Below are 13,165 nucleotides of genomic sequence, written 5' to 3'. Positions count from 1 at the left end.
GCGGCGTCTGCAGGTTCCTGCCCGGCGGCTACCCCGGCAGGGTCGTCGCGTGCCACCGGTCCTGCGTGTCGTACGGGAGCTCGTCGTCGTAGTACCAGCCTGCGGGCATGCGGGACGGGTCGAACCAGACGTGGCCACCCCGGGTCCAGCGGCGCCGGTACGCGATGATCCGCTCGGGCGTGGTGTCCTCGACCCCGCTCTCGGCCCCGCAGCAGTCGCAGATCGCGTGCGTGGGCCCGTCGAGGGTCCAGCCCGGCTCCTCCAGGTCCCACGCGCACACGCGGCACAGCGTCGCGCGGTTCGCGACGTCCCCTGGGCCGTCGGCCCGTGCGAGGCGGACGAGCGCGGAGAGGGCGCGGAGGGGGTGGGCTGCTCCGGGTGCTGCGATTGTCTGACGCGGCATGCGCGGATCCTTCTGCTCGGTCTCAGCCGCCGGACGTCGGTCCGACGGCGGGCCCACGCCGTCCGAGGCCCCGGAGTGCGCCCTCTCCAGGGGTGGCCGACGCGCGGGCTGGCGTGAGTCTAGACCGCGGAGCCGTGGACGGGACAGGATGAAACGCCGGACTCCTGCTCGTGTCTCGGAGGCGCCCTCCGGACACCCGGGTTCGTGCCGCAGAACCCCTTGCGACCAGACCCGTCACGGTGCCGACCATCGGCCGGCGCGGCCTCTCACAACCCCCCGGGGACGGCTGTGCGCAAAGCCTTACGGACGGGAAACGGGCGGCTCGCCCCCGGGAAACACGCGCTTCCTACCGTCACGGGTACTGGTCGAGCGCCGCTCGACGCGCCAGGTCCCCGCTCCAGGAGGCGCCATGTCCGTCCCCGCAGGTCCCCCCTCGCAGACCACGACCACGACCGACCACCCCGCCACCGACCAGCCCGCGCCCGCGCTCCCGACGAGCGCGGCGCCGTCGGGCACGGGCGTGCCGGCCGTCGCCTCCCCGCACGGCGCGGCGCAGAGCGCCCCGCACCGTCGTGGGCGCTGGATCGACCACTGGGACCCCGAGGACCCCACGTTCTGGCGCGACGGCGGTCGCAAGGTCGCCACGCGCAACCTGTGGATCTCGGTCTTCGCCGAGTTCCTCGGGTTCGCGGTGTGGGCCCTGTGGTCGATCGTCGTGCCGCAGCTCGGCGCGGCCGGCTTCACCTTCACCGTGGACCAGCAGTTCTGGCTCATCGCCGTCCCCAGCCTCGTGGGCGCGACCCTGCGCATCCCGTACACGTTCGCGGTCCCGCTGTTCGGTGGGCGCACCTGGACCGTCGTGTCCGCGCTCCTGCTCCTGGTGCCCACGGTCTCGCTCGCGGTCGTCGTGCAGAACCCCGAGACGCCGTTCGGCGTGATGCTGCTCGTCGCGGCGCTCGCGGGCGTCGGCGGCGGCAACTTCGCGTCCTCGATGGCCAACATCTCCTTCTTCTACCCGGAGAAGGAGAAGGGCAGGGCGCTCGGGCTCAACGCCGCGGGTGGCAACCTCGGGACGGCCGCGGTCCAGTTCGCGGTGCCCCTCGTGATCGTCGCCGGCGCGGGCATCGCGCTCGAACGGGCAGGGCTCATGATGATCCCGTTCATCCTGCTCGCGGCGTTCCTCGCGTGGCGGTACATGGACAACCTGACGCACGCCAAGGCCGACTTCCGCTCGTTCGCCGCCGCGACCCGCAACCGGCACACGTGGATCATCTCGTTCCTCTACATCGGGACGTTCGGGTCGTTCATCGGCTACTCGGGTGCGTTCCCCACGCTGCTCAAGAACCAGTTCCCCGAGGTCACGCTCTCGATCGCGTTCCTCGGCGCGCTCGTGGGCTCGGTGTCCCGGCCGCTGGGCGGGACGATCGCCGACAAGGTCGGCGGGGCGCGCGTGACGATCGTGGCGTTCGGCGTCATGGCGCTCGGGGCCTTCGGAGCGATCCGGGCCCTCGAGTCGCACAGCTTCGGGCTGTTCTTCGGGTCCTTCCTGCTGCTGTTCGTCGCGACCGGCATCGGCAACGGGGCGACCTACCGCATGATCCCCGCGGTCTTCGCGGCCTCGGGGGAGCTCGCCGCACAGACCCTGCCCGACGACGAGCGCGCGGCCCACCGCACCCGGATCCGCAAGGCGGCCGCGGGCTGCATCGGCATCGCGGGAGCCATCGGGGCGTTCGGCGGGTTCCTCATCCCGCGCGGCTTCGCGATCTCGAACGACCTGGCCGGGTCGCTCGTGCCGGCCCTGTGGATCTTCATCGGCGTGTACGCGGTCATGGCCGTGGTCACGTGGGCCGTGTACCAGCGCCGGGGTGCGCGCATGGCCGCGGCCGGGATCTGAGCATGGTCGTCCACCCCGCCGCGGTCCCCGTCGCAGGCCCGGCCGGCGACCCGGCCACCGCCGCCCGCCCCGGGCGCGCGGCGCCGTCGGGCATCGCGGCGGACACGCACTGCCCCTACTGCGCGCTGCAGTGCGGCATGTCGCTCACGCCCGTGCAGGACCGTGGGCCCGACGGCGGAGCCTCGCCCCGCGTGGTCGTCGCCCCGCGCGAGTTCCCCACCAACAAGGGCGGGCTGTGCCAGAAGGGCTGGACCAGCGCGAGCCTGCTCACCGCGCACGACCGGCTCACGGTCCCGCTCGTGCGCGACCGCACGGTCGACGCGGCGGGGGCCGTGACCCGCGGCGGGCTGCGGCCCGCGACGTGGGACGAGGCGCTCGGGCGGGTCGCCCGCGGCCTCACGGAGATCCAGGCCGCGTCGGGGCGCGACGCGGTCGCGGTCTTCGGCGGCGGGGGACTCACCAACGAGAAGGCGTACGCGCTGGGCAAGCTCGCACGGACGGTCCTGCGGACCGCGAACATCGACTACAACGGGCGCTTCTGCATGGCGAGCGCCGCGGCCGGCGCCAACCGCGCGTTCGGTGCCGACCGTGGCCTGCCGTTCCCGCTCGCGGACCTCGCGGGGGCCGACGCGGTGCTGCTGCTCGGCTCGAACCTGGCCGAGACCATGCCGCCCTCGGTCCAGCACCTCGCGGGCGTGCGATCGCGCGGCGGGCTCGTGGTCGTGGACCCGCGACGGTCGGCCACGGCCGCGCTCACGGGCGCGGGGGCGCCCGGCGGTGCGGCGGACGCGCCACCCCAGGGTGTCCACCTGCAGCCCGTCCCCGGCACCGACCTCGTGGTGCTGCTCGCGCTCCTGCACGTCGTGTGGGCCGAGGGGCTCGCGGACGAGGAGTACCTCGCCGCGCGCGTGTCCGGGGTCGACGACGTGCGCCGCGCGGTCGCGGCCTGGTGGCCCGAGCGCGCCGAGACCGTGTGCGGGATCGCGGCCGACGAGCTCCGCCGGGTCGCACGGCTGCTCGCCGCGGCCTCGCCCGTGCGCGGCGGGCGCGGCGCGTACGTCCTGACGGGGCGCGGCGTCGAGCAGTCGACCCAGGGGACCGCGACCGTCACCGCCGCGATCGACCTGGCGCTCGCGCTCGGGCTGCCCGGCCGGACCGGCTCCGGGTACGGCGCGATCACCGGGCAGGGCAACGGGCAGGGCGGCCGGGAGCACGGCCAGAAGGCCGACCAGCTCCCGGGCTACCGCAAGATCGACGACCCGGCCGCGCGAGCTCACGTCGCCGCGGTGTGGGGCGTGGACCCGGCGTCGTTGCCCGGGCCGGGCAAGCCTGCGGTCGAGCTGCTGCGCTCGCTCGGGACGCCGGGAGGGCCGCGCGCGCTGCTCGTGCACGGGTCGAACGTGCTGGTCAGCGCCCCCGACGCGACCCGGGTCGCCGAGCGCCTCGACGCCCTGGACCTGCTCGTGGTGTGCGACCTGGTGCCGTCCGAGACCGCGCTGCGCGCCGACGTCGTGCTGCCCGTGACGCAGTGGGCCGAGGAGGAGGGGACCATGACCTCGCTCGAGGGGCGCGTGATCCGCCGCAGGCAGGCCGTGACGCCACCGACCGGCGTGCGGTCCGAGCTGTGGGTCTTCGCCGAGCTCGCGCGCCGCCTGGGCTCGACCGTGCCGTTCCCGCTCGACCCGGCCGAGGTGTTCGACGAGCTGGCCCGGGCCTCGGCGGGCGGCGTCGCGGACTACTCGGGGCTCAGCCACGCGCGGCTCGACGCCGACGAGGCCGCGGGCGGGCCGGGACTGTTCTGGCCCGTGCCGGCCGTGCCTGCTCGGTTGTCAGAACCGGACCGGGCTGTGGACCGGGGAGCTTCTGACAACCCGGCCGGGCGAGGGACGCACCCCGGCACCCCGCGACTGTTCCTCGACCGCTTCCACACCCCCGACGGCCGGGCGCGCATGGTCGCGGTCGACCACGTCGGGCCCAGCGACGACGTCCGCCCCGACGCTCCCGTCTACCTGGTGACGGGCCGCGTGCTGCAGCACTACCAGTCGGGCGCGCAGACGCGCCGCGTGGCCGAGCTCGACCGGATCGTGCCCGGCCCGTTCGTCGAGATGCACCCGATCCTCGGCTTCCGCCTCGGCATCCAGGACGGGGACCCGGTGCGGCTCACGTCGAGCCGGGGCGAGGTCCGGGCGCCCGCGCGCTGGAGCGACAAGATCCGTCCCGACACGGTCTTCATGCCCTTCCACTGGAGCGGGGCCGGGAGCGTCAACCGGATCACGACCGACGCGACCGACCCGATCTCCGGGATGCCCGAGTTCAAGGTCTGCGCTGTCGCGGTCGCGCCGGACCCGGCCGGGGACCTGCCGTCGGACCCTGCGCCGGGCAGGGCGCCCGGCGCGGCCTCAGGACCGGCGCCCGGCGCGGCTGCGGCGCCGACCCGCGGCCGGGGCCACGAGCTCTCCGAGGAGGTGGTCGTATGACCGACGGAACTGCTGAGCTGTCAGAACCAGGCCGGGCCATGGCCCGGCCCGGTTCTGACGACCTGCCCGGGGGAGGGGCCCGCGGCGGCGAGCCCCTCGGTGGCGGAGGCCCTGGTGCCGCGGCGCCGTTCCGGGTCGTCGTGGTGGGCAACGGCATGGTCGGGTCGCGGTTCGCCGCCGACCTCCTGGCCACGGCCGGCCCGGACCAGGAGCACCGCGCCCGACCCCTGCGCGTCACGGTGCTCGGCGACGAGGAGTACGACCCGTACAACCGCGTCCTGCTGAGCGAGGTCGTCGCGGGCCGGGCCGACATCGGCGCGCTGACCCTGCCCTCGACGGGCGACGAGCGCGCCGAGGTCCACCGCGGCGCGCCCGCGATCGCGATCGACCGCTCCTCGCGCACCGTGCTCACGAGCGACGGAGCGTTCCCGTACGACGCCGTGGTGCTCGCGACCGGCTCGTCCGCGCGGGTCCCGGACGTGCCGGGGCTCGGGTCGGGGCCCGGCGGGACGCTCCCCGCCGGGGTCCACGCGCTGCGCACGCTCGACGACGCGCGCGAGATCGTCGCCGCGACCTCCAACGCGCGCCGCGCCGTCGTGATCGGTGCGGGCGTCCTGGGTCTCGAGGTCGCGTGCGGCCTGGCCCGACGTGGGCTCGCGGTGACCGTGGTCCACGGCGGGGCGAGCCCTATGGACCGCCAGCTCGGCCCCGACGCGGGCCTCGCGGCCTCGCGCACGCTCGCCGAGCTCGGGATCGCGGTGCGCACCGGGGTGCGGACGCGCGAGGTCGTGGTGCGTGGCGCGGGCGGCCGGGGTGCGGTGGTCGCGGGCGTCGTGCTCGTGCCCGACGCCGGACGCTCACCTCGTGCGGCCGGCGTCCCCGGGGCGGGGGGCACAGGAGGAGAGGGCCGTGGGACAACCGGGACGGTCCCGGACCGAGGTCCGGGGGACCTGGCCGCGGCGGGACGCCCTGCCACGGGTCCGACCGGCCCGGCCGACGAGGTCCCGACCGACCTGCTCGTGCTGGCCTGCGGGACCGTGCCCGAGGGGACCCTCGCCCGGACCGCGGGCCTGACGGTGGACCGGGGCGTCGTCGTCGGGCACGGGCTGGCGAGCCCCGACGACCCCGACGTGTACGCGATCGGGGACTGCGCGCAGCCGCCCGAGGGCGGGACGGGGCTCATCGCGCAGGGGTGGGAGCAGTCGCGGCGGCTCGCGGCACTGCTCGCCCTGCGCGTGCTGTCAGAACCTCGCCGGGCTCTACCCCGGCCAGGTTCTGACACCTCGGGGGCCGCAGCACGACTCCACGTCCGCTTCACCGACGACGAGCGGCCCAGCATGGCACTGCGGATCGCGCTAGGCGTCGAGCAGGGTGGGAGGAGCCCCGGGGACGAGCAGCTCGAGATGCGGCCAACGGGGGTCAGCAGCCTCCCAGCACCCCCGTCGGCCGCATCTCGTGGCGAGGGGGTGATGACCGGGGCCTCATCCGCTCTCCCGGCCGACTCGCCGGCCGCCCTGTCGGTCGACCCACCGGTGGGCTCGGCGGTCGCACCGGCGAGGACGCCCCCCGCAGCCCCGACCGACGTGGTGCGCCTCAAGGCCGCGGGCCTCGACGTCGTCGCGATGGGCGTGTGCGGCGCGCGGCGTGCCCACGACCCGAGCCACCGGACGCTCCGCCTGACCGACCCCGACGCGGGGCGGCACGTCGAGGTCGTCGTCGCGGGCGGGTTCCTCGTCGGGGCGACCGTGGTCGGCGCCCCGCAGATCGGTGCCGACCTCACCGCGACCTACACGCGCCGGGTCCCCGTGCCCGCGGACCCGGCCCACCTCCTGCTGCAACCCGTCGCGCAGGCCGCCGCTCCGGCGTCGGACCCCACGCACATGCCCGACCGGACCACGGTGTGCAGCTGCAACGGCGTGACCAAGGGCGACATCGTCGCGAGCTGGCGCGAGGGAGCCCGCAGCACCACGGACATCGCGCGCGCGACGCGGGCCACCACGGGGTGCGGCGGCTGCAAGGACGTCGTGTGCGGGCTCGCGGACTGGCTCCGCAAGGCCGACCCCGAGCAGCCGGGGACGGCGTCCGCCACGCCGCCTGCGGGCGGACGGGCCCCCGAGCCCGTGCCGGTCCACGGCTGACCTGGGCGGGCGACGGTTCAGCGCCGTGCCGGCGCCCCTCCGGATCGACGATCCCTCTTCTCACGCGCACCCCGCCGTGCGCGTGAGAAGAACGTTACGGAGGGGCAAAGGGGAGGGTGCGGCGTGGAAACCGCGCGTCTCTAGTGTCCGGAGCAGCAGCTGCTTCCCGGACACCCGGACCGCACCCCCCAGGAGCCCCCGTGACCACACCATCGAGCTCTCCCCGCCATCTCGTGATCGTCGGCGGCGGCATGGTCGCCCAGCGCCTCGTCGAGGCGCTGCGTGCGCGTGACACCGCCGGCGAGTGGCGGGTCACCGTCTTCGCCGAGGAACCCCGCTACCCCTACGACCGCGTCGCGCTCACCTCCTACTTCTCGGCGCGCGACCCCGAGGAGCTCAACCTCGGGGACCCCGCGCTGTGGGACGACCCGCTCGTGCGACTGGTCCGCGACTGCCGCGTCGACTCGATCGACCGCGAGGCGCGTCAGGTCACCGACCGCCTGGGCCGGGTCCACGACTACGACGAGCTCGTGCTCGCGACGGGCTCGGACGCGGCCCGGCCGCCGATCCCGGGCAACGAGCTGCCGGGCGTGTTCGTGTACCGCACGATCGACGACGTCGCGGCCCTGCGCGGGTGGGTCGAGGCCAAGCGCGAGGAGCGGGCCGGGACGTCGTACGACCGCCCGGTGCGCGGCGCCGTCATCGGCGGCGGGCTCCTGGGGCTCGAGGCCGCGGGAGCGCTCAAGGCGCTCGGCGCCCAGGCGACCGTCATCCAGTTCGGGACGCACCTCATGGACGCCCAGATCGACCTGGGCGGCGGGCAGGCGCTCGGTCGCCTCATCAACGACATGGGCATCGCGGTGCGCGTGAGCACCGCGACCAAGGAGATGCGGCCCGCGCGCACCACGGGTCACGTGGGCCGCCTCGACTTCGTGGACGGAGGGCGGCTCGACGTCGACGTGGTCGTCATGGCGACGGGCGTCCGGCCGCGCGACAACCTGGCCCGGGACGCGGGCCTGCCGGTCGGTGAGCGCGGTGGCGCGGTCGTCGACCTGTCGTGCCGGACGCCGGACCCGCACGTGTGGGCGGTCGGCGAGGTCGCGTGCATCGAGGGCAGGTGCCTGGGGCTCGTGGCCCCGGGGTACGCGATGGCCGAGGTCGTCGTGGACCGGCTGCTGGGCGGCGAGGCGACGTTCCCCGGTGCGGACACCGCGACCAAGCTCAAGCTGCGCGGCGTGGACGTCGCGAGCTTCGGCGACGCGTTCGCGCGCACCGAGGGCGCCATGGAGCTCGTCTACGCGGACCCGGTCGCGGGCGTCTACAAGAAGCTCGTCCTGTCCGACGACGCACGGACCCTGCTGGGCGGCGTGTTCGTGGGCGACGCGACGCCGTACGCGTCGCTGCGTCCCATGGTCGGGCGCGAGCTGCCGGGCGACCCCGGGGCGTTCCTGCTGCCCGAGGGCTCGTCGGGGGGCGGCGCGGCGGGGCTCGAGCTGCCCGACGACGCGACCGTCTGCTCGTGCAACAACGTCACGGCGGGCACGATCCGCTCGGCCGTGACCGAGCACGCGTGCACCGACGTCGCCGCGGTCAAGTCGTGCACCAAGGCCGGCACGAGCTGCGGCTCGTGCCTCCCGCTCGTCAAGAAGATCACGACGACCGAGCTCGAGAAGGCCGGCATCGAGGTCTCGAACGCGCTGTGCGAGCACTTCGAGCTCTCGCGGGCGCAGCTCTTCGACGCGGTCCGCGTCGCGGACCTGCACACGTTCAGCGAGATCATCGCGCGGTTCGGTCGCGTTCCTGCCGGCGTGCCGGAGACGCCCGACGGCGTCGCCCCGGCCGGGCTCCCGGCCGCGGGCCCCGGCCGTGGTTGCGACATCTGCAAGCCGGTCATCGCGTCGATCCTGGCGTCGCTGGGCAACGGTCACATCCTGTCGGGAGAGCAGGCCGCGCTCCAGGACACCAACGACCACGTCATGGCGAACATGCAGAAGGACGGCACCTACTCGGTGGTCCCGCGCATCCCGGGCGGGGAGATCACGCCCGAGGGGCTGCTCGTGATCGGGCAGGTCGCGAAGGACTTCGGGCTCTACACCAAGATCACGGGCGGCCAGCGGATCGACATGTTCGGTGCGCGGATCGAGCAGCTCCCGCTGATCTGGCGCCGGCTCGTCGAGCACGGCTTCGAGTCGGGCCAGGCGTACGGCAAGTCGCTGCGGACCGTGAAGTCGTGCGTCGGGTCGACGTGGTGCCGGTTCGGCGTGCAGGACTCGGTGGGCATGGCGGTCGAGCTCGAGCTGCGGTACCGCGGGCTGCGCTCGCCGCACAAGATCAAGCTCGGGGTCTCGGGGTGCGCGCGCGAGTGCGCCGAGGCCCGCGGCAAGGACGTCGGCGTGATCGCGACCGACAAGGGCTGGAACGTGTACGTGGGTGGCAACGGCGGCTTCACGCCCAAGCACGCGAGGCTCCTCGCCGAGGATCTCGACGACGCGACGATGATCCGCACGATCGACCGTTTCCTCATGTACTACATCCGCACCGCGGACCGCCTGCAGCGCACGTCGGTGTGGGTCGACGAGGTCGAGGGTGGCCTCGACGGGATCCGCGCGGTGATCCTCGAGGACTCCCTGGGGATCGCCGCGGACCTCGACGCCGCGATGGCGGGTCACGTCGACGCGTACGAGGACGAGTGGCGCGCCGTCCTGGAGGACCCCGAGAAGCTCCGGCGGTTCGGTTCCTTCGTCAACGCGCCCGCGACGGCCGACCCCGACCTCGCGTACGTCGCCGAGCGCGGCCAGCCGCGACCGGCCACGACCGCCGAGCGCGAGGGCGCTGCGACGGGTGGGGTTCTGATCGCCGGGACGACTCTGGAGGTACGCAGATGAGCACGAGCACGTGGGGTTCCGAGGCCGTGGTGGCGGAGACGGGGGCACGAGGCGCGGGCGGGACGGGCTGGGAGGCCGTGTGCCGGGCCTCGGACCTCGCGGTCGAGCGCGGCGCCGCGGCGCTCGTCGGCGGGCAGCAGGTCGCGCTCTTCCGGCTGACCGACGGGCGGGTGCTCGCGGTCCAGCAGCTCGACCCGTTCAGCGGGGCCAACGTCATGTCGCGTGGGATCGTGGGCACGCGCGGGGGCGTCCCGACCGTCGCGTCGCCGATGTACAAGCAGGTCTTCGCGCTCGAGACCGGGGTGTGCCTCGACCCCGTGGGGTTCCTCCCGGTGCTCGCAGCGGGACCGGACCTGGTGACGTGGCCCGTCGAGGTGCGTGCCGGCGTCGTGCACGTGGGCGTGCCCGCTGCGGACGGGACCGCGTGCTGACCGCCCGGTCACCGGCTCCCTGCCCCGCGGTGCCGGACAAGGCGTCAGAAGCACACCGGGCCATACCCCGGCCACGTTCTGACACCGGATCGGTGACCCTCGTGGGCGGCGGCCCCGGAGCGACCGACCTGCTCACCCTCCGTGGCTACCGTGCGCTCATGACCGCCGACGTCGTCGTGGTCGACCGCCTGGGCCCCCTCCAGGTCCTCGACGACCTCCCCGCGAGCGTCGAGGTCATCGACGTCGGCAAGACCCCGGGCCACCACCCCGTGCCGCAGCACGAGATCAACGCGATCCTCGTCGAGCAGGCGCGGCGCGGCCTCACGGTCGTGCGGCTCAAGGGCGGCGACCCGTTCGTGTACGGCCGCGGTGGGGAGGAGGTCCTGGCCTGCCGCGCCGCGGGGGTCCCGGTCGAGGTCGTGCCGGGCGTGAGCAGCGCCCTGTCGGTCCCGGCGCTCGCGGGCATCCCCCTCACGCACCGCGGGACGGTCGGAGCGTTCCTCGTGGTCAACGGCCACGACGGTCTGGACGTGGGCGCGCTGGCCGCGGTCCGCGATCGCACGGCTACCCTGGTGATCCTCATGGGAGTGTCGATGCTGAGCGAGATCACGGACCAGGCGGTCACCGCCGGGGCCGACGTCGGCACGCCCGTCGCCGTCGTCGAGTCGGGTTCCACGGAGCACCAGCGGGTCACGCGCGCCACGCTCGGGACGCTCGTCGAGCGCGCGGCCCAGGTCGGGGTGCGCGCCCCGGCGGTCGTGGTCGTGGGGGACGTGGCCGCCGCGGACCTGCTGGTCCCCGCCCTCGTCCCGGAGATGGCCCGGTGACGGGAGCGGTCCAGGGGTCGGCGGTCCCCGCCACCGCAGCGCAGCGTCCCGCGCTCGGCCAGGTCATGGCCGGCTGCACGGTTCTCGTCACGGCCGACCGGCGCTCGGCCGAGCTCGCCGCGGCCCTGGTCCGCCGGGGGGCCGAGGTGCGCCACGCGCCCGCCCTGAGCATGGTGCCCAACGAGGACGACGAGGCGCTCCTCGCGGGCACGCGCGACCTGATCGCCCACCCGCCGGACGTCGTTGTCGTCACCACGGGCATCGGGTTCCGTGGCTGGATCGAGGCGGCCGACGCCCACGGGCTGGCCGACGAGCTCCTGGCCGTCATGGGCGGGGCACGCCTGGTCGCCCGCGGACCCAAGGCGCGCGGCGCGATCCAGGCCGCCGGCCTCCAGGCGGACTGGGTCGCGGAGTCGGAGACGTCGGGAGAGATCGCCGACGTCCTGCTCGGCGAGGGCGTCGACGGGCTGCGCATCGCCGTCCAGCACCACGGTGCGGGGGCCGACGGCCTGGACACGGTCTTCGCGCAGGCGGGCGCGGACGTCGCGAGCCTCATCGTCTACCGCTGGGGCCCGCCGCCCGACGAGGCGGCGCTCCGGGCCTCGGTCCACGCCGCGGCGGGCGGCGAGATCGACGCCGTCGTCTTCACCTCGGCCCCGGGCGCCGAGGCGTGGCTCGCGGCCGCGGAGTCGGAGGGCGTCGGCGACGCCGTCGTCGCGCGGTTCGCGAGCGGCAGCATGATCGCCGCTGCCGTCGGACCCATCACGGCCCGCCCCCTCGCGCACCGCGGGATCGCGACCCTCCAGCCGGACCGCGGGCGCCTCGGGGCGCTGGTCCGCACGCTCGTCGGTCACTACGAGCACGCCGAGACCCTCGCGCTCGTGACCGTCGCGGGCATCCTGCAGATCCGCTCGCGCGTCGCGGTGCTCGACGGTCGCGTGCTCCCGCTCTCGCCCAGCGGGCTCGAGGTCCTGCGCCTGCTCGCGTCCCGGGCCGGGGAGATCGTGACCCGCGACCAGGTCCTCGCGGCGCTGCCCGGCGACTCGCGGGACCCGCACGCCGCGGAGGTCGCCGTGGCCCGGCTGCGCGAGGCCGTGGGCGAGCGCGCCCTCGTCAAGACCGTCGTCAAACGTGGCTATCGACTGGAGCTGGCATGAGCACGGAGATCCTGGGGTTCCCTTCCGGCGAGACCGAGGGGAGCCCGTCGTCGGGTACAGCAGGTGCAGCGGGCGACCCAGCAGCCGCACCCGTGCTCGTCGGCTGCTCGCACGGGACCAACGACGTCGCAGGCCAGGCCGCGATCCGTGCGCTGCTCGACGACGTCCGTGCGACGCGCCCCGACCTGGACGTCCGGGAGGCGTTCGTCGACGTCCAGCAGCCCGAGGTGGCCGACGTCGTCACGCACGCGGTCGCACCGCGCGCCCCGGGCGAGGGGCCGGGCGGGCAGGCCGGTCAGGCCGTGGTCGTCCCCCTGCTGCTCTCCACGGGCTTCCACGTGAACGTCGACATCACCGAGGCCGTCTCGCCCGAGCACGAGGGACGAGGTCCCGAGCACGGTGCGGCGACCGCCGCCCGCGCGCTCGGCCCCGACCCGCGCCTCGCGCAGATCCTCGCGGACCGCCTCGCCGCGGCCGGGACGCGTCCGCACGACGCGGTCGTGCTCGCGGCCGCCGGGTCGAGCAGGTCGGGGGCCGCGCGCGACGTCGAGGCCGTCGCCGAGCACCTGCGGGCGCACCACGACGGACCGGTCACGGTCGGGTTCGGCGCCATGGCGACCCCGTCGGTGCGTGACGCGGTCGCGGCGGCGCGCGAGGCGCTCGGCGTGGCCGCGGTCCCGGGCGAGGCGACCACCGCCCCGGGCGGAGGCGCCGACGCGGCCGGCGCGGCGCCGTCGGGCGGTGAGGACGAGCCTCCCCGCGTGGTCATCGCCGCCTACCTGCTGGCCCCCGGTTTCTTCCACGACCGCCTGCTCGAGGCCGGCGCGGACGTCGTCACGGCCCCGCTCGCCCCCGACGCTCGTCTGACCGCGATCGTGCTCGACCGCTACGCCGAGGGCGTCGCGGCGCTGCCGGCTCGCTAGGCGGACCGCACCGCCCGGGCCGCAGCCCGG

The 13,165-nt window shown here is 75.3% G+C and carries 9 protein-coding genes; 8 read left to right on the top strand and 1 reads right to left on the bottom strand.

Features of this window, described 5'->3' with window-relative positions:
• Positions 1-28 precede the first annotated feature (28 nt).
• Positions 29-403, bottom strand: a complete 375-nt coding sequence (locus OERS_RS05210) for a hypothetical protein (RefSeq protein ID WP_082849282.1) — start codon at positions 401-403, stop codon at positions 29-31.
• Positions 404-812: 409 nt separating this feature from the next.
• Between OERS_RS05210 and OERS_RS05205 the strand changes: the two genes are divergently transcribed.
• The 8 genes from OERS_RS05205 to OERS_RS05170 all read left to right on the top strand — a co-directional run bounded on the left by OERS_RS05205 (position 813) and on the right by OERS_RS05170 (position 13,135).
• On the top strand, positions 813-2,297 hold the full coding sequence (locus tag OERS_RS05205) for an MFS transporter (RefSeq protein WP_082849281.1): 1,485 nt from the start codon (positions 813-815) through the stop codon (positions 2,295-2,297).
• Between the two features lie 2 nt (positions 2,298-2,299).
• A complete protein-coding gene (locus OERS_RS05200) occupies positions 2,300-4,774 on the top strand; it encodes a molybdopterin oxidoreductase family protein (RefSeq protein WP_083201232.1) in 2,475 nt (824 codons plus the stop codon).
• Positions 4,771-6,912: an FAD-dependent oxidoreductase gene (locus tag OERS_RS05195; RefSeq protein WP_248948362.1), complete on the top strand. Its 2,142-nt coding sequence runs from the start codon at positions 4,771-4,773 to the stop codon at positions 6,910-6,912. Before OERS_RS05200 ends, OERS_RS05195 begins: the two co-directional genes overlap by 4 nt.
• 200 nt (positions 6,913-7,112) lie before the next feature.
• Positions 7,113-9,797: a nitrite reductase large subunit NirB gene (gene nirB / locus OERS_RS05190; protein WP_269452562.1), complete on the top strand. Its 2,685-nt coding sequence runs from the start codon at positions 7,113-7,115 to the stop codon at positions 9,795-9,797.
• A complete protein-coding gene (nirD, locus tag OERS_RS05185) occupies positions 9,794-10,228 on the top strand; it encodes a nitrite reductase small subunit NirD (protein WP_083201231.1) in 435 nt (144 codons plus the stop codon). Before nirB ends, nirD begins: the two co-directional genes overlap by 4 nt.
• Positions 10,229-10,257: 29 nt before the next feature.
• Entirely contained in the window at positions 10,258-11,055 is a 798-nt protein-coding gene (gene cobA, locus OERS_RS05180; protein ID WP_248948371.1) for a uroporphyrinogen-III C-methyltransferase, read from the top strand.
• A gap of 65 nt (positions 11,056-11,120) precedes the next feature.
• On the top strand, positions 11,121-12,212 hold the full coding sequence (locus OERS_RS05175; RefSeq protein ID WP_056646456.1) for a uroporphyrinogen-III synthase: 1,092 nt from the start codon (positions 11,121-11,123) through the stop codon (positions 12,210-12,212).
• Positions 12,209-13,135 carry a sirohydrochlorin chelatase gene (locus OERS_RS05170; RefSeq protein ID WP_082849277.1) on the top strand — a complete coding sequence of 309 codons (927 nt, stop codon included), beginning with the start codon at positions 12,209-12,211 and terminating at the stop codon, positions 13,133-13,135. Before OERS_RS05175 ends, OERS_RS05170 begins: the two co-directional genes overlap by 4 nt.
• Positions 13,136-13,165 lie beyond the last annotated feature (30 nt).

The organism is Oerskovia enterophila, assembly GCF_001692445.1.
Classification (GTDB): Bacteria; Actinomycetota; Actinomycetes; order Actinomycetales; family Cellulomonadaceae; genus Oerskovia; species Oerskovia enterophila.
The sequence above is the reverse complement of the archived record's forward strand: the minus strand, read 5'-3'. Positions and strand labels throughout refer to the sequence as shown.

Coding starts and splice junctions, on each gene's coding strand:
- OERS_RS05210 (WP_082849282.1), bottom strand. CDS start 403: ATGCCGCGTCAGACAATCGCAGCACCCGGAGCAGCCCACCCCCTCCGC.
- OERS_RS05205 (WP_082849281.1), top strand. CDS start 813: ATGTCCGTCCCCGCAGGTCCCCCCTCGCAGACCACGACCACGACCGAC.
- OERS_RS05200 (WP_083201232.1), top strand. CDS start 2,300: ATGGTCGTCCACCCCGCCGCGGTCCCCGTCGCAGGCCCGGCCGGCGAC.
- OERS_RS05195 (WP_248948362.1), top strand. CDS start 4,771: ATGACCGACGGAACTGCTGAGCTGTCAGAACCAGGCCGGGCCATGGCC.
- nirD (WP_083201231.1), top strand. CDS start 9,794: ATGAGCACGAGCACGTGGGGTTCCGAGGCCGTGGTGGCGGAGACGGGG.
- OERS_RS05175 (WP_056646456.1), top strand. CDS start 11,121: ATGGCCGGCTGCACGGTTCTCGTCACGGCCGACCGGCGCTCGGCCGAG.
- OERS_RS05170 (WP_082849277.1), top strand. CDS start 12,209: ATGAGCACGGAGATCCTGGGGTTCCCTTCCGGCGAGACCGAGGGGAGC.